The sequence below is a fragment of the Castellaniella defragrans 65Phen genome (assembly GCF_000612685.1).
In the GTDB taxonomy this organism is placed as follows: Bacteria; Pseudomonadota; Gammaproteobacteria; order Burkholderiales; family Burkholderiaceae_B; genus Castellaniella; species Castellaniella defragrans.
This window is the reverse complement of the sequence record NZ_HG916765.1, coordinates 2,468,520-2,485,400: the sequence shown is the minus strand read 5'-3', so window position 1 is coordinate 2,485,400 and position 16,881 is coordinate 2,468,520. Positions and strand designations below refer to the sequence as shown.

13 protein-coding genes are annotated in these 16,881 nt (G+C 70.6%); 4 read left to right on the top strand and 9 right to left on the bottom strand.

All coding sequences use genetic code 11. From position 1 onward, the window contains the following. Nucleotides 1–5: 5 nt before the first annotated feature. The 4 genes from BN940_RS11055 to putA all read left to right on the top strand — a co-directional run bounded on the left by BN940_RS11055 (nt 6) and on the right by putA (nt 7,617). A complete protein-coding gene (locus BN940_RS11055; protein WP_043683001.1) occupies nt 6–1,247 on the top strand; it encodes a paraquat-inducible protein A in 1,242 nt (413 codons plus the stop codon). Beyond that, complete coding sequence (locus BN940_RS11050; protein WP_043682999.1) at nt 1,237–2,961, top strand: PqiB family protein; 1,725 nt, start codon at nt 1,237–1,239, stop codon at nt 2,959–2,961. Before BN940_RS11055 ends, BN940_RS11050 begins: the two co-directional genes overlap by 11 nt. A gap of 19 nt (nt 2,962–2,980) precedes the next feature. After that, nucleotides 2,981–3,721, top strand: coding sequence for a PqiC family protein (locus BN940_RS11045; RefSeq protein WP_043682995.1), 741 nt, complete (start codon nt 2,981–2,983; stop codon nt 3,719–3,721). A 107-nt stretch (nt 3,722–3,828) separates the two neighbouring features. Continuing rightward, nucleotides 3,829–7,617, top strand: a complete 3,789-nt coding sequence (gene putA, locus BN940_RS11040) for a trifunctional transcriptional regulator/proline dehydrogenase/L-glutamate gamma-semialdehyde dehydrogenase (protein ID WP_043682994.1) — start codon at nt 3,829–3,831, stop codon at nt 7,615–7,617. A 327-nt stretch (nt 7,618–7,944) separates the two neighbouring features. Here the strand turns inward: putA and BN940_RS11035 are convergent, their stop codons facing one another. The 9 genes from BN940_RS11035 to coaBC form a co-directional block, all read right to left on the bottom strand. Beyond that, complete coding sequence (locus BN940_RS11035; RefSeq protein ID WP_043682991.1) at nt 7,945–8,226, bottom strand: peptidylprolyl isomerase; 282 nt, start codon at nt 8,224–8,226, stop codon at nt 7,945–7,947. Between the two features lie 133 nt (nt 8,227–8,359). Continuing rightward, nucleotides 8,360–9,718, bottom strand: a complete 1,359-nt coding sequence (locus tag BN940_RS11030) for an MBL fold metallo-hydrolase RNA specificity domain-containing protein (protein WP_043682988.1) — start codon at nt 9,716–9,718, stop codon at nt 8,360–8,362. A 35-nt stretch (nt 9,719–9,753) separates the two neighbouring features. Continuing rightward, complete coding sequence (locus BN940_RS11025) at nt 9,754–10,467, bottom strand: ABC transporter ATP-binding protein (RefSeq protein ID WP_043682987.1); 714 nt, start codon at nt 10,465–10,467, stop codon at nt 9,754–9,756. Further along, entirely contained in the window at nt 10,464–11,315 is an 852-nt protein-coding gene (locus BN940_RS11020) for an ABC transporter ATP-binding protein (RefSeq protein ID WP_322789572.1), read from the bottom strand. The genes BN940_RS11025 and BN940_RS11020 overlap by 4 nt, the downstream gene beginning before the upstream one ends. Next, on the bottom strand, nt 11,312–12,268 hold the full coding sequence (locus BN940_RS11015) for a branched-chain amino acid ABC transporter permease (protein ID WP_052356081.1): 957 nt from the start codon (nt 12,266–12,268) through the stop codon (nt 11,312–11,314). Before BN940_RS11015 ends, BN940_RS11020 begins: the two co-directional genes overlap by 4 nt. A gap of 15 nt (nt 12,269–12,283) precedes the next feature. Next, on the bottom strand, nt 12,284–13,186 hold the full coding sequence (locus tag BN940_RS11010) for a branched-chain amino acid ABC transporter permease (RefSeq protein ID WP_043682984.1): 903 nt from the start codon (nt 13,184–13,186) through the stop codon (nt 12,284–12,286). Nucleotides 13,187–13,299: 113 nt separating this feature from the next. Further along, nucleotides 13,300–14,442: a branched-chain amino acid ABC transporter substrate-binding protein gene (locus tag BN940_RS11005; protein ID WP_043682981.1), complete on the bottom strand. Its 1,143-nt coding sequence runs from the start codon at nt 14,440–14,442 to the stop codon at nt 13,300–13,302. Nucleotides 14,443–15,117: 675 nt separating this feature from the next. Then, nucleotides 15,118–15,585, bottom strand: coding sequence for a dUTP diphosphatase (dut, locus tag BN940_RS11000; protein WP_043682979.1), 468 nt, complete (start codon nt 15,583–15,585; stop codon nt 15,118–15,120). Between the two features lie 95 nt (nt 15,586–15,680). Continuing rightward, entirely contained in the window at nt 15,681–16,877 is a 1,197-nt protein-coding gene (gene coaBC / locus BN940_RS10995; protein WP_043682977.1) for a bifunctional phosphopantothenoylcysteine decarboxylase/phosphopantothenate--cysteine ligase CoaBC, read from the bottom strand. Nucleotides 16,878–16,881 lie beyond the last annotated feature (4 nt).

Sequence of the window (16,881 nt, the reverse complement as noted above, 5' to 3'; positions counted from 1 at the left end):
CCCTGATGGCGCGCGGGCCCCTGATCGCCTGCCCTCATTGCGACACGCTGCACGTCCGGCTCGACCCGGGCGCGCGCGGCAGGGCCGAATGCCGCTGCTGCGGCACGGTGCTGTACCGGCGCGGCTGGCTGTCGCTGGAACAATGGGTCGCGCTCGCCTGGGCCTGCCTGGCGGTGTTCGCCATCGCCCAGTGGTTCCCCATCGTCCGCGTGTCGCTCCAGGGCCTGGACCTCGACCTGACCTACTGGCAGGCGCTGCGCCTGTGCTGGGATCGCGGCTATTACGGCGTCTCGGTCATGACCGGGCTGGCCGGATTCTGGTTCCCGCTGCTGCAGATCGCGCTGACGCTGTGGGTGATGCAGGCGATCGCCGCGCGGCGCCTGCCGCCCGACCTGGGGCCCACGCTGCGGGTGCTGGGGTGGCTGGCGCCCTGGTCCATGGCGACGGTGCTGATCCTGGCCATCCTGGTGTCCGTCGTCAAGGTCGCGGGCCTGGCGCACCTGCAGGTGGCGCCCGGCCTGCTGGGCTTTCTCGCGCTCTGCTTCCTGCTGACCGGCCTGGGGCGCTGGGATGCGCACGCCCTGTGGCGCCAGGCCGAGGACGCCGGCCTGGTGCCGGTGTCCGGCGCGCAGGGGCGGGGCCGGGTGTGCGACGCCTGCGGCTGCGTCCAGCCCCCGCAGCCTTCCGGCCGCTGCCTGCGCTGCGGGGCGGCGCTGGGCCCCGCCCGCCACGGCGGCGCGGCGCAGGTCTGGGCCTTGCTGCTGGCGGCGGCCATCTTCTACGTTCCGGCCAATCTCCTGCCGATCATGGAGGTCCGCACCGCGCTGGGCCGCAGCAACCACACCATCCTGGGCGGCGTGATCGAGCTCTGGCGCTACGGCTCCTGGGACCTGGCGGTGATCGTCTTCGTCGCCAGCGTGCTGGTGCCGGTGACCAAGCTGCTGGCGCTGGCCTTCCTGCTGCTGCGCGACCGCCCCCTGGGCGCGCGGGTCCAGCGGCAGCGCACGCGGCTGTACGCCGGGGTCGAATTCGTCGGCCAGTGGTCCATGCTGGACGTCTTCGTCGTCGTCCTGATGGCCGCCATGGCCAATTTCCCGGGCCTGTCGCAGATCAGCGTCGGGCCGGCCGCGCTGAATTTCGGCGCCGTGGTCGTGCTCACGATGGCGGCGGCCATGCGCTATGATCCGCGTCGAGGCTGGGATGTCCTGCGGGGCGCCCGGCCGGCAAAGGAGACCCATGGACACTGAGGACCCACCGCCCCGCCCCGAGCACGATCCAGCCGGCGCCGAAGGCGCCTATCCCGCCGGGGCCACGCGCCCCTCCGGGGACGCTGCGGCGCCCGTCATCCGGCCGGGCCGCTCCCTGCGCTGGTCCTGGGTCTGGCTGGTGCCCCTGCTGGCGCTGGCGGTGGGGCTGTCGCTGCTGGCCTCGGTCTGGGTGCGCAACGGGCCGGTGATCACCATCAGCTTCCTGTCGGCGGCCGGCGTCGAGGCCGGCCAGACCAAGCTGCGCTACCGCGACGTGGTGGTGGGCGAGGTGTCCGACGTGCGCGTGGCGGAAGACCGCCAGCACGTGCTGGTGGACGTGCAGCTCAGGCGCGAGGGCTCGGAATACATCACGCAGAAGGACTCCAAGTTCTGGATCGTCCGTCCGCAGGTGAGTCTCGCGGGCGTCTCGGGGCTGGACACGCTGCTGTCGGGGGTCTACATCGACGTGGATGCGCCCGTCGCGCGGTCCGAGGACGGATCGGTGCGCGAATTCGAGGGCCTGGCCAACCCGCCGGAGGTGCTCAGCGGCCAGGTCGGCACCCGCTACGTGCTGCGGGCGGATTCGCTGGGCTCGCTGCGCGTGGGGTCCCGCATCCATTACCGCCGCATCGAGGTCGGCCGCGTCGTCAGCTACGACATGGCGCCCGACGGCCGCTCGGTCGGCCTGCACGTCTTCGTCGAGGCGCCCTACGACCGCTACGTGACGCCGGACACGCGCTTCTGGAACGACAGCGGCGTGGACCTGACGGTATCGACCGACGGCGTCCAGATGCGCACCAGCGGCCTGGCGGCGATCCTGGACGGCGGCATCGCCTTCGCCCAGGCCGACGAGTCCAGCTCCTACGACGGCCCCGCCGACAGCACGCCGGCCGCCGCGGGCACCGAGTACCGCCTGTTCGGTTCGCGCGACCAGGCCCTGGCCGATCCGGACGGCGATCCGGTGTCGGTCGAATTGCGCTTCGACCAGTCGGTGCGGGGCCTGCGCGTGGGCGCCGACATCGATTTCCGCGGCATGTCGATCGGCAAGGTGGTGGACATCGACCTGGAATTCGACCGCGCGCGCCGGCGCTTCTTCTCCCGCGTGCGGGGCCTGCTCTATCCGGTGCGCTTCGGCAGCGCCTACCGCCAGCTGCACAACGGCGTGGCGGGCGGCCTGCAGGGCGAGGCGCTGCTCGAGCCGCTGATCGAACGCGGCCTGCGGGCCCAGCTGCGCACCGCCAGCCTGCTGACCGGCCAGCAGTACGTGGCGCTGGACTTCTTCCCCGGCGAGGCCCATGCGGAGCCGAAGATCCCCGGCGACCTCTCCAGCCGCAGCGGCTTCCTGGTGCCCACGGTGCAGGGGGATTTCGACCGGCTGCAAGGGCAGCTCGGCAATATCGTCACCAAGCTGGACAAGGTGCCGATCGATGCGATCGGGCGCGACCTGAGCGCCAGCCTGGAGGCCTTGAACCGCCTGCTGCGCCGCCTGGACACCCAGGTGGCGCCCCAGGCGACGCGGGCCCTGAACTCGGCCAGCAATTCGCTGGACCGCATCGGCGCGGTGCTGGCGCCCGATGCGCCCCTGCTGGGCGGGCTGCGCGACACCCTGAGCGAACTGGACCGCGCGGCGCGCGCCCTGCGCCTGCTGTCCGATGCGCTGCAGGCCCGCCCCGACGCCCTGATCCGGGGGCGTGCGCCCGACGAGCTGCGTTGACGAGGATGAGGAGCGCATCATGAGCGTAAGAGGGACGATTTCGACCTGGGGACGTCTGCTGGGTCTGGCGGCCCTGCTGGCGGGCTGCGCGGTGGCGCCGCCGCGCTACTACAGCCTGGCGGCGCCCGCGGCCGGCCTGCCGGCGTCCACGGCCGGCACGGCCCCGGCGGCCCAGGAGGATCAGGCGGCCCAGGGGGATCAGGCGGCCCAGGGGGCTCGGGGTGTTCAGCCGGCCTCGGCGTCCCCCGCTCCGCGGGCGGCCGGAACCGGCCTGCGCCTCTCCGTCGCGCGGATTCCGGCCGAGGCCGAGCGCCCCCAGCTGGTGGTGCGCGACCCGGCCCGGGGCCCGGCGGTGCAGGTGCTGAACGATTCGCTCTGGGCGGCGCCGCTGGGCGACCAGATCCGCGATGCGCTGGCCGCCGAGGTCGGCCGCCGGCTGGGCGCGGCCGACCTGCAGCGCCTGCCGGACGCCGGATCCCGGCCCGCCCGGCGCATCGAAGTGCGGATCGACCGCTTCGACATGGTCTGGGACCGCTTCGTGGCGCTGGAGGCGGACTGGACGGACCGCGCGCCGGGCGCCGACCGCATCCGCCTGTGCCGGGCCGCCGTGCGCCTGCCCGCCGGCGCGGGCGTGGCCTCGCTGGTGGAAGCCCAGCGCGGGGCGCTGGACCGCCTGGCGGCCCTGATCGCCGCCGCGGCCTCGGATTCCACGGCCGATTTACAGGGAAAACCAACCGTGTCAGAATTCGGTTGCACCTGACTGATTTCGGGTTAACCATAATGGCGGGTTCAGGTGCAACCTTTTAGCATGGCGCCTGATGCGAGCCGGGTCCCCGGCCGGCGACACCAACGTGGAATACCTGGAACATGGCTACTGTAACCTTGGGTGTAAAGGTCGATGAGGCGCTGCGCGAGCGCCTGCGGGTCCTGGCGGAATCACTGGGCTGCACGCCGCACTGGCTGCACAAGCAGGCCCTGCTGAGCTACATCGAGGCCATCGAGCGCGGCCAGGTGCCCGCCGAGATCGACCGGCGCGCGGACGCCGATTCCACGGAAGCGTCCGCGGTGGAACCCGAGCCCCTGGCGCCGTTCCACGAGTTCGCCCAGGAAGTCCTGCCGCAGTCCGTGCTGCGCGCCGCCATCACCGCCGCCTACCGCCGTCCGGAACCGGAATGCGTCGCCATGCTGGTGGACCAGGCCGAGTCGTCGCAGCCCGAGCGGGTCGAGACCCTGGCCCGGCGCCTGGTCCAGACCCTGCGCGACAAGCGCAAGGGCGGCGGGGTGGAAGGCCTGATCCAGGAATTCTCGCTCTCCAGCCAGGAAGGCGTCGCCCTGATGTGCCTGGCCGAGGCGCTGCTGCGCATTCCCGACCAGGCCACGCGCGACGCCCTGATCCGCGACAAGATCAGCCATGGCGACTGGCGCGCGCACGTGGGCGAATCCCGTTCGCTGTTCGTCAACGCGGCCACCTGGGGCCTGCTGGTCACCGGCAAGCTGGTCAGCGTCAACAGCGAGCAGAACCTGTCCCAGGCCCTGACACGCCTGATCGCCAAGGGCGGCGAGCCGCTGATCCGGCGCGGGGTGAACATGGCCATGCGCCTGATGGGCGAGCAGTTCGTCACCGGCCAGACGATTTCCTCGGCCCTGGCCAACAGCCGCAAGTTCGAGGACATCGGCTTCCGCTATTCCTACGACATGCTGGGCGAGGCCGCCACCACGGCGGAGGACGCCGCGCGCTACTACCAGTCCTACGAGCAGGCCATCCACGCCATCGGCAAGGCCTCCCAGGGACGCGGGATCTACGAAGGCCCGGGCATCTCCATCAAGCTCTCGGCGCTGCATCCGCGCTATTCGCGCGCCCAGCGCGACCGGGTCATGGAAGAGCTGCTGCCGCGCATGGTCGGGCTGGCCGCGCTGGCGCGCCGCTACGACATCGGCCTGAACATCGACGCGGAGGAGGCCGACCGCCTGGAGCTGTCCCTGGACCTGCTGGAAGCCCTGTGCTTCGACGAGCGCCTGCGCGGCTGGAACGGCATCGGCTTCGTCATCCAGGCCTACCAGAAGCGCGCGCCCTTCGTGATCGATTTCGTGATCGACCTGGCGCGCCGCAGCAAGCACCGCCTGATGGTCCGCCTGGTCAAGGGCGCCTACTGGGATTCCGAGGTCAAGCGCGCCCAGGTCGACGGCCTGGAAGGCTATCCGGTCTACACGCGCAAGATCCATACCGACGTGTCCTACCTGGCCTGCGCGCGCAAGCTGCTGTCCGCCCCGGAAGCCGTCTTTCCCCAGTTCGCCACGCACAACGCCCAGACGCTGGCCTCCATCTACTACATGGCGGGCGAAAACTACTACCCCGGGCAGTATGAATTCCAGTGCCTGCACGGCATGGGCGAGCCGCTGTACGAGGAGGTCGTCGGCCCGGTCTCCAAGGGCCGCCTGAACCGGCCCTGCCGCGTCTACGCTCCCGTGGGCACGCACGAGACCCTGCTGGCCTACCTGGTGCGCCGCCTGCTGGAAAACGGCGCCAACACCTCCTTCGTCAACCAGATCGGCGACCGCGACCTGCCCATCGACGCCCTGGTGGCCGACCCGGTCCGCAAGGCCCGCGCCATCCAGCCCCTGGGGGCGCCGCACGAGCGCATTCCCCTGCCGCGCGACCTGTACCGGGCGCACGAGGACCGCGCCAATTCGGCCGGCCTGGACCTCAGCAACGAGCATCGCCTGGGCTCCCTGGCGGCCGCGCTGCTGGGCGCCGCCGCGCAGGACTGGCGCGCTGCGCCGCCCGGCGAATGGCGCGGCGAGCGCGCCCGGCCCGTGCCCAACCCGGCGGACCGCCGCGACGTGGTCGGCCAGGTGATCGAGGCCGACGAGGCCGACGTCCGGGCCGCCCTGGGGCGGGCCGAGTACGCGGCGCCGATCTGGCAGGCCACGCCGCCCGCCGAGCGGGCCCAGTGCCTGCGGCATGCCGCCCAGCTGATGGAAGACGAGATGCAGTCGGCCATCGGCCTGATCGTGCGCGAGGCGGGCAAGTCCTTCCCCAACGCCATCGCCGAAGTCCGCGAGGCGGTCGATTTCCTGCGCTACTACGCCGTCCGGATCGAGGAATCCTTCTCCAACGACAGCCACCGGCCGCTGGGCCCGGTGCTGTGCATCAGCCCCTGGAACTTCCCCCTGGCGATCTTCACCGGCCAGGTCGCGGCCGCCCTGGCCGCGGGCAACGTCGTGCTGGCCAAGCCGGCCGAGCAGACCGCGCTGATCGCCGCCTACGGCGTGTCGGTGCTGCATCGCGCCGGCATCCCGGCCGATGCGGTGCAGCTGCTGCCGGGCCGCGGCGAGACCGTGGGCGCGGCCCTGGTCGCCAGCCCGGCGGTGCGCGGCGTGCTGTTCACCGGCTCCACCGAGGTCGCGCGGCTGATCGCCGCCACCCTGGCCGAACGCCTGGACGGCGCCGGCCACCCGGTCCCGCTGATCGCCGAGACCGGCGGGCAGAACGCGCTGATCGTGGATTCCTCGGCGCTCACCGAGCAGGTCGTCTACGACGTGCTCAGCTCGGCCTTCGACTCGGCCGGCCAGCGCTGTTCCGCGCTGCGCGTGCTGTGCGTGCAGGAGGACTGCGCCGACCGCACGCTGGCGATGCTGCGCGGCGCCATGAACGAACTGCGCGTGGGCCGTCCCGAGCTGCTGTCCACCGACATCGGCCCGGTGATCGACGCCGAGGCCCGCGCCGTGATCGAGCGCCACGTCCAGGCCATGCAGGCGGCCGGCCATGCCGTCGACCGCTATCCGCTCGACGAGGCGCAGACGCGCCACGGCACCTTCGTGGCGCCCACCCTGATCGAGATCGCCGACATCGCCGAGCTGGAGCGCGAGGTCTTCGGTCCCGTGCTGCACGTGCTGCGCTACCGCCGTCAGGATCTGGATGCGGTGATCGACGCCATCAACGGCCGCGGCTACGGCCTGACCTTCGGCGTGCATACCCGCCTGGACGAGACCGTGCGCCACGTCATCGAGCGCATCCATGCGGGCAACGTCTACGTCAACCGCAACATCGTCGGCGCCACCGTGGGCGTGCAGCCCTTCGGCGGCGAGGGCCTGTCGGGCACCGGCCCGAAGGCGGGCGGCCCGCTGTACCTGCACCGCCTGCTGGCCGACGCGCCCGGCACCCTGCCGGTCGAGGGCGTGGTGGGCAAGGGCGCGCGGCCGCTGACGCTGCCCGGCCCCACCGGCGAGACCAACCAGTACCACCTGAAGCCGCGCGGCACGGTGCTGTGCCACGCGGCCAGCGCGGCCGGCGCGCAGGCCCAGATGGAGGCCTGCCACCGCACGGGCAACGAGATGCTGTGGGTGGATCATCCGGAAGTGCGCGCCTTCCACGCCGCGCGCCCGGCGGGCGCCGCCGTGCGCTGGGTCGCGCCCGAGGCCGTCGCCACGGCCGACTTCCAGGCGGTGCTCTACGAGGGCGACAGCGACGGCCTGCAGGCGCTGTCGCGCGCGATCGTCGGCCGGCCCGGCCCGATCGTCCCCGTCCTGGCCCGCCGCGTCGACGAGCTGTCGGCCGGCAAGACCTATCCGCTGGAAATGCTGGTCCGCGAAGTCTCGGTCTGCGTCAACACCGCCGCCGCCGGCGGCAATGCCAGCTTGATGATGGTGGGATGATTCCGGACGGTCCGACAGTCCTCTGCGGACTGTCGGCCGCCGGAATCATCCAAGCGGCCTGCAGGCCGCGCGGTGGGATGAGACTGGACTGGGAATGGTCCCCGCGGACCATTCCCAGCCTGTCGAATCCGAGCCGCTTGCAAGCGGCGAGGTGGGGGGGCTGCGACAATCCTCTGCGGACTGTCGGCCGCCGGAATCATCCAAGCGGCCTGCAGGCCGCGCGGTGGGATGAGACTGGACTGGGAATGGTCCCTGCGGACCATTCCCAGCCTGTCGAATCCGAGCCGCTTGCAAGCGGCGAGGTGGGGGGCTGCGACAGTCCTCTGATCAGTCCTGCCGGTCGGTCACTTCCACCAGGTGGTAGCCGAACTGGGTGCGGACCGGCCCCTGGACCACGCCCACCGGCGCGCTGAAGACGACCTCGTCGAATTCGCGCACCATCTGGCCGCGGCCGAAGGTGCCCAGATTGCCGCCGTCGCGGCTGGACGGGCAGCTGGAATGCTCGCGGGCGACGGCCGCGAAATCGGCGCCGCCTTCGATGTCGGCCTTCAGCTTCAGGCACTGTTCTTCGCTGTCGACCAGGATGTGGCGGGCGGAGGCTTGGGTCATGGGATGTTCCTGTGAGTGTGCGAGGTAGGACCCACAGCATAACCCAATGCGCCGCCCGGCCGATGCGCGGGCCGCGGAGTCCGCGCCGCGGCTTGCACCATGCGCAGGCCGTCGGCCGCGGGCGCCGTCCGGCCTACAGCGCGTACGTCTGGTTCTGCAGCGGCACGGTGACCTGCCAGTCGAGTTCGCGCAGGACGCGCTCGCGCAGGGCCTCGGAGGCTTCCGGCTCGCCGTGGACGATGAAGAGCCGCCGGGGCGGCTCGCGGAAGCCGGACAGCCAGCGCAGGAGCTCGTCGCTGTCGGCGTGCGCCGACAGCATGGGCAGCTCGGCGACTTCCGCCTCGATGGGGATCCACTGCCCGTGGATCCGGGTCTCTGTGGCGCCGTTGAGCAGCTTGCGCCCGCGCGTGCCGGCGGCCTGGAAGCCGGAGAAGAGCAGGGTGTTGCGGTGGTCCGTGCCGAAGGCGGCGATGTGGTGCAGCACCCGGCCGCCGGTCGCCATGCCGCTGGCCGAGAGGATGATCTTGGGGTAGCGATTGGCCGACAGCGCCTTGGAGCCCTCGACGTCGCGCACGTAGGTCACGGCCGCGCAGGCGGCCTCGTAGTCGCGCGGGGCGAGCTTGTGCTCCCCGGCATGCCGGTCCAGCAGCGCGGTGGCGCTGGCCGCCATGGGGCTGTCGAGGTAGACGGGGACATTCTGCAGCCGGCCGGCCTGGCGCAGCTTCCAGAGCGCGTGGATCAGGGTCTGCGCCCGGCCCACGGCGAAGGCGGGGATGACCACGGTGCCGCCGCGCCGCACGGTGCGCTCGATGACGGCGGCCAGGGCCTCGACGGGATCGGTGGGATCGTGGCGCCGGTTGCCGTAGGTGGATTCGATGACGACGTAGTCGGCGTGCGGCACGGGCTCGGGGTCGTGCATCACCGGATCGCCGTAGCGGCCGAGATCGCCGGAAAAGACCACGCGCCGGCCGCCGATGTCGATCTGCGCGGTCGCCGCCCCCAGGATGTGGCCGGCGCGGCGCAGGGTCAGCCGGGCGCCGCCGGGCAGCGCGATCGTCCGGTGCAGCGGGACGTCGGAAAAGCGCGCCATGGCGCGTTCGGCGTCGATCACGCGGTAGAGCGGCAGGGCCGGCGCATGCTTGGAAAAGCCCTTGCGATTGGAGAATTCGGCGTCCTTTTCCTGCAGGCTGGCGCTGTCCAGCAGGATCAGCTCGGCCACGTCGCGTGTGGCGGGCGTGGCGTGGATGCGGCCCTTGAACCCGTCGATCACCAGGCGCGGCAGGTAGCCGCAGTGGTCGAGGTGGGCGTGCGTCAGCACCACCGCGTCGATGTCGGCGGGCGGCAGCGGCAGGGGCTGCCAGTTGAGTTCGCGCAGGTTTTTCAGGCCCTGGAACAGGCCGCAGTCCACCAGCAGGCGGGTGTCGCCGTGGCTCAGCAGATGCTTGGAGCCGGTGACGGTACCGGCGCCCCCCAGACAGGTCAGCGAGAGCATGGTTTCCTTGTGCCGCGGCGGGCGTCGGTGTCGCGTCAGTGCCCCAGATAGGCCGCCTGGATCTCCGGCGAGGACAGCAGCTCGCGCGAGGAGCCTTCGTGCGAGAGCTTGCCGACCTCCAGCACGTAGCCGCGGTCGGCCAGCTTGAGCGCCATGCGGGCGTTCTGTTCCACGATCAGGATGGTGACGCCGGTGTCGCGCACCTCGCGCAGCACCTGGAAGATGTTGCGCACGATGATCGGCGCCAGGCCCAGGCTGGGCTCGTCGAGCAGCAGCAGGCGCGGCTTGGTCACCAGGGCGCGGCCGATGGCGAGCATCTGCTGCTCGCCGCCCGACAGCGTACCGGCGAGCTGGGCGCGGCGTTCGTACAGGCGCGGGAAGATCTTGTAGACGTGCTCGCAGCTTGCCTCGGTTTCGCCCGCCGGCCGCGTGAAGCCGCCCATGCGCAGGTTTTCCTCCACCGAGAGGGTGCCGAACACGCGCCGGCCTTCGGGAGACTGGCCGATGCCCAGGCGCACGATGCGGTCGGCGCCCATGCGGGTGGTGTCGTGCCCGGCGAAGGTGATCTTGCCCGACTGCGGCGTGATCAGGCCGCTCAGGGTGCGCATCAGCGTGGTCTTGCCGGCGCCGTTGGCGCCCAGGATGGCCACCACCTCCTTTTCCTGGACGTGCAGGGAAATGCCCTTGAGGGCCTGGATGTGACCGTAGCTGACGCGCAGGTCTTCGATCTGGAGCAGAGGAGCGGTCATGCGTTCACCTGGTCTTGTACGGCGTTCATCAGCGGGTCGTCCTCGTCGTCGTCCTGGCCCAGGTAGGCCTCGATGACGAGCGGGTTGCTGCGGATCTCGGCGGGCTTGCCCTCGGCGATCTTCTTGCCGAAGTTGATCACGACGATGTTGTCGGTGACGTTCATCACCACGCTCATGTCGTGCTCCACCAGGATCACGGTGATGCCGGAGTCGCGGATGGCGCGGATGGTGTCGTTCAGCGCGGCCGATTCCTGTTCGTTCAGGCCGGCCGCCGGCTCGTCCAGGATGACGAGCTCGGGCTCGGCCACCAGCGTGCGCGCCATCTCGACGCGGCGCTGGGCGCCGTAGGGCAGGGAGGTGGCGATCTCCTGGGCCACGTCGGCCAGGCCGAGCTGGCGCAGCACCGCCATGGCCCGCTCGACCAGCTCGCGTTCCTCGCGGCGCTGGGCGGGCGTGTTCAGCAGGCCTTGCCACCAGGACTGGCGCATGCGCAGGTGCTGGCCGGCGATCACGTTTTCCAGCACCGTCATGTCCTGGAACAGGCGGATGGTCTGGAAGGTGCGGCGGATGCCGGCCTCGGCGATGCGGTGCGGCGCGAGCCCCGTGATGTCGCGGCCATGCCAGCGGATGTGGCCGTCGGTGGGCCGGTAGACGCCGGTGATCATGTTGAACACCGTGGTCTTGCCCGCGCCGTTGGGGCCGATCAGGCCGACGATCTCGCCGCGCCGGATCTTGAAGCTGAGGTCGTCGACCGCGCGCAGGCCGCCGAAGCTGATGCCGATGCCGTCGAGTTCGAGCAGGACGTCGGACCCGTCGCCGGACGGGCGGGAAACGGCGGTATTCATCATGCGATCCCCTTGCGAGCCGGCCAGATGCCCTGCGGACGCAGGATCATGACGAGGATCATCGCCACGCCGAAGGCCAGATAGCGGTATTGGGCGAATTCGGTGAAGATCTGCGGCACCACGAACATCATGGCGGTGCCGAGCAGCACGCCGGGCACGGAGGCCTGGCCGCCGACCAGCACGATGGCGAACAGCACCACCGAATCGGTGAAGCGGAACGAACCGGGGCTGACGGCCGAGAGCTGCATGGCGAACAGCGTGCCGGCCAGCCCGGCCAGCCCGGCCGACAGCGCGAAGGCGGCGACCTTGTAGTTGCGGGCGTTGACCCCCAGGGTGCCGGCCGCCAGCTCGTCGTGCTTGATGTAGCGGAAGGTGCGCCCGAGCGCCGAGCGGTCCAGGTTGCCCATCAGCCACAGGACCACGGCCAGCACGACCCAGTTCAGGTAGAACAGGTCGCTTTGCGTGCCGAACATGTGGCCGAAGAGCGTCGGGCCGCTCACGCCGAACAGGCCGTCGGCGCCGCCGGTCAGGCCGAACAGGTTGTTCTGCATGGCCAGCACGAAGATGGCGTTGAAGCCGATCGTGACCACCAGCAGGTAGTCGCCGCGCAGCTTGACGATGGGCGCCGACAGGATCGCGCCCAGGGCCGCCGCCAGCACGATGGCCACCGGGATGGTCCAGAGCACGGGCCAGTTGAACGACAGCGACAGGATCGCGCAGGTGTAGGCGCCGATGCCGAAGAAGACCGCGTGCCCCATGTCGTACATCCCGGCGCGGCCCAGCACGATGTCCTGGGACAGGGCGACGATGGAATAGATGGCGAAGATGCCGCCGATGGTGATCCAGGCGGGCGAGAGCAGCTGCGGGATCAGCAGGCCCAGCGCCCACAGGGCGGGGCCGGCCAGGCGCAGCGCGCGGGCCCGGTCCGCGCGGGCGGCCGGAGTGGCTTGTTTCATGTGTTTGTCCATGGATTACACCTTTTCCGCGACGCGTTCGCCCAGCAGGCCCGTGGGGCGCACCAGAAGGATGCCGATCAGCAGGGCGAAGGTGATGGCGTCCTGCCAGGAACTGGAGACGTAGCCGGCGGCGAAGGCATTGAACAGGCCCAGCACCAGCCCGCCCAGCATGGCGCCGGGAATGTTGCCGATGCCGCCGATGATGGCCGCGATGAAGGCGCTCAGGCCGTAGGACCAGCCCATGGTGAAGTAGGTCTGGCGGTAGTACAGGCCGATGAACAGGCCGCCCACCGCGCCCAGGACCGGACCGATGATGAAGACCATGGCGATCACGCGGTTGACGTTGACCCCCATCAGGCGCGCGGCGTCCTGGTCGATGGCGGTGGCGCGGATGGCGGTGCCCACGCGGGTGTGGTGCACGAAGAAGTACAGCGCGGCCATCAGCACGAAGGCGCCGACGATGATCAGCAGCTGCACGAAGCTGATGTGGGCGCCGCCGATCTCCCAGTTGATGTTGGGCAGGAGGTTGCTGGGGAAGACCTGGACGTTCGGGCTCCAGATCAGCATGATGCCGTTCTGGATCAGCATCGAGGCGCCCAGGGCCGAGACCACGGCCGACAGGCGCGGCGCCTTGCGCAGGGGCTTGTAGGCGAACTGGTCGAGCAGCGTGCCGGCCACGGCCACCACGATCATGGCGATCAGGAACGCCAGGACCAGCAGGACCGGCGTGGACAGGCCGGCGAAGACGCCGGAGGTGAGGGTGGTCAGGCCGATGAAGGCGCCCAGGATGCACAGGTCGCCGTGGGCGAAGTTGATCAGCTTGAGCACCCCGTAGACCATGGTGTAGCCCAGCGCGATCAGCGCGTAGATGCCGCCGACCGTCACCCCATTGATGAATTGCTGGAGGATAAAGTCCATCGATCGGTTTCCAGAGAGAGCCGCGTCGCGGCAGGCGCGCCGCCCGGGACCGGGCGTGGCGAAAAGGGCGGCGCCCGGCCCGCGGGGGGCGCGGGCGCCGTCGAGCGGCAGGCTCAGTTCGTCGGGTAGACGGTCTTGTAGCTGCCGTCGGCCTGGACTTCAAAGGCCGACATCGGGCTGCCGATGCGTTCGCCCTTGTCATCCCAGGTGAAGGGGCCGGTCAGGCCGGGGAAGGGCTGCTTCATGTCGTGCAGCCAGGGGATGAGCTTGGCGGTGTCCGTGCTCTTGGTGGCCTCGATGGCGGCGAAGACCGCGCGCAGGCCGTCGGCGTTGGTGAAGGTGTAGATGCTGGGGGGCGGCGCGCCGAAGGCCTTGGTGTAGTCGGCCAGGAACTGCTTGGCTTCCGGATAGGGCAGGTTTTCCGGGGCGGGGACGTTGACGATGATGGCGCCCTGGGCCGCGTTGCCGGCGATCTTGGCGAAGGCCGCGTTCTGGTTGGCGTCGCCGCCGATGAAGACCGCGTTCATGCCGAGCTGCTTCATCTGGGCGCGGATCAGGCCGCCGTCGGTGTAGTAGCCCGAGAAGAACAGGGCGTCCGGGTTCTTGGACTTCAGCTTGGTCAGCACGGCGCTGTAGTCCTGCGTGCCGGCGTTGATGAAGTCCTCGGCCACGAGGTTGCCCTTCTGGTCCTGGACCGCCTTCTTGACGCTCTGGGCCAGGCCGGTGGCGTAGCTGGAGTGGTCGCTCAGCACCGCGATGCGCTGGTACTTCTTGACGTTGACCATGTAGTTGGCGGCGAAGACGGCTTCGTCGCTGTTGGGCGGCGCGTTGCGGAAGAAGGTCTTCCAGCCGCGCTGGGTGAGTTCGTCGCTGGTGCCGTCGGAGGTCTGGATGACGTTGGCGGCCGAATAGATCGGCGCGGCGGCCAGGGCGGCGCCGCTGGTGTAGGTGCCGATCACCGCGATCACGCCGTCGTTCACCAGCTTGCGGCCGCAGATGGCGGCCTGCGAGGCCTTGCCTTCGTCGTCGCACACGATCACCTGGATCTGGCGGCCCAGCAGGCCGCCCGCCGCGTTCTGCTGCTTGACCAGCAGCTGGACGCCGTTCTCGATGCCCTGGCCCTCGGCGGCGTATTCGCCGGTGATGGGGGCCTGCACGCCGATCTTGATGGGGCCGTCGGCGGCGAACGCCGTTCCGGCGCCGGTCGCCAGCAGGATCGCTGCGGTGAGGGTGGAAAGTTTGGTCAGCCTGCTCATGTCTGGATTCTCCTTTGTGACGGATCCAATCGCTGGGGTGGGTCGGGTAGAGCGTGTGCGATGCAAGCGGCCCCATTCCCGGGGGATTCCCTTGTCTCGGTGGGAAGGAGGCCGGCCTTCTCGGGCCGCGCCGCCGGATGGGAACGGCGCGGTCGTGCGAAGGGGTTGGTTAACCCTGTCAATCAGGTAAAACCTTTACGGAAGGAAAAAGGGGCAACCCGAAAGACGGGCGAAGTATAACCATCTGAAATCCGCTAGTGCAACCAGGGATATCGCCTAGATAAGGGACTGCGAGGCCTGCGGCCGATCCCCTCATTTTGGACTGGCTTAATAATATATTGATAATATTTTTTGTACGAACTGGGATAAACCCTGATGCGTCCAGGGTGGAAAAATGCCGGCAGCAATGATCCAAGCCATTGAAATTCAAATGGAATTATTCCCGGCATGGGAATGGCCGGCCTGCGCCGGGGCGCCGCCCCGGCGCGAAAAGGAAGGGCCGGATCGGCCGTCCCGCCGCGAAAAGGAAGGGCCGGATCGGCCGTCCCGCCGGTCCAGCCCGGATGCCGGCGCCAGTGTTCTTGATCGGATATCAGGATAAACCCTGATCCCCCGTCCGTGCGGAGCGGGGACGTCCGGACGCTTCGGCAGGGCGCCGGCGATGAAGCCGGAAGCTCAATGCCGGCCGGTGCTGCCGAAGCCGCCTTCGCCGCGTTCGGTGGCCGTGTCGAAGGCCCCGACCAGGTGCAGCCCCACCTGCACGACCGGCTGGAACAGCAGCTGCGCGATGCGCTCGCCCGGCTGGATGGCGTAGGGCGCGCCGCCGTCGTTGGCGAGCAGGACCTTGATTTCCCCATGGTAGTCGGCGTCGATGACGCCGATGCCCTGGGCGACGCGGATGCCGTGCTTGAGCGACAGGCCCGAGCGCGAGGCCACGATCGCCACCAGGCCGGGGTCCATCATGTTCAGCGCCAGCCCGGTGGGCACCGGCAGGCGTTCGCCGGGCGCCAGGGTGACGGGCGCTTCCAGGCAGGCGCGCAGGTCCAGGGCGGCGGAGCCGCCGGTGGCGTAGTCGGGCAGGGGGATCGCGTCCGTGCCCAGCAGGGGGTTGACGATGCGGGCCTGGATGAGACGTCGTTGCATGGTGATGAAGGTCCGTGGTGAAGAAAAGCGGGGCGCGGTCGCGGCCGGAAAAAGCGGGACGCGGCCCGCCGCGCGGCGGGCGGATCGCGGGGGGCTCAGCGGGGCGGCAGGTGCCCGGCGATCCAGGCGACCAGCGCGCGGGCGGCGTGCAGCTTGGGCTGCCGCGCCAGGGGGTGGGCGCCCGTCTCGTCGAAGATCACCAGTTCGGCGTCCTCGGCGTCCATGGATTCCTGGGCCAGATTGCCGACGATGGCGGGGATGCCCTTGCGCGCGCGCTTGGCCTGGGCGTGCTCGGCCAGGTGGTCGGTCTCGGCGGCGAAGCCCACGCACCAGGGGCCGCCGGGCAGGGCGGCGACCTCGGCCAGGATGTCGGGGTTCTGGACGAATTCCAGTTGCGGCGGCTGGCCGCCGGGCTGCTTCTTGAGCTTGAGGGAGGAAGGGTTGGCGATGCCCCAGTCGGCCACGGCCGCCACGGCGATGAACAGGTCGGCGCCGCCCGCCCGCGCCATCACGGCGGCGTGCATGTCGGCGGCGCTGCGCACGGCGATGCGCTCGACGCCGTCGGGGCAGGGCAGCGCGACGGGGCCGGACACCAGGGTCACTGCCGCGCCGGCCTCGGCCGCCGCCCGGGCCAGGGCGTAGCCCATGCGGCCGGACGAGCGGTTCGTGAGCACCCGCACCGGATCGATGGTCTCGCTGGTGGGGCCGGCCGTGAGCAGCACGCGGCGGCCCGCCAGCGTCTTGGGCTGGAAGAAGGCGATCAGGGCGCGCAGGATCCGGTCGGGCTCCATCATGCGGCCCGAGCCGGTCTCGCCGCAGGCCTGCGGGCCGGCGTCCGGGCCGATCAGCGTCACGCCGTCGGCGCGCAGCTGCGCCGCGTTGCGCTGGGTGGCCGGGTGGGTCCACATTTCGTGGTTCATGGCCGGCGCGGCCAGCAGCGGCACGGCGCCGCGCGCCACGCACAGCGTGGTCAGCAGGTCGTCGGCCAGGCCGAGGGCGGCGCGCGCCAGGAAATCGGTGCTGGCCGGCGCCACCAGGACCGCGTCGGCGCCGCGCGTGAGATTGATGTGCGCCATGCGGTTGTCCATGCGCGCGTCCCAGGCGTCCACCCAGACGGGGCGGCCCGAGAGGGCCTGCATCGTGGCCGGCGTGATGAAGCGGGTGGCGGCCTCGGTCATCACCACGTCCACCGTGGCGCCCTCGTCCTGCATGCGGCGCAGCAGTTCGGCCGACTTGTAGCAGGCGATGCCGCCCGTCAGCCCCAGGATGATGCGTTTGCCCGACAGGTCCATGGGG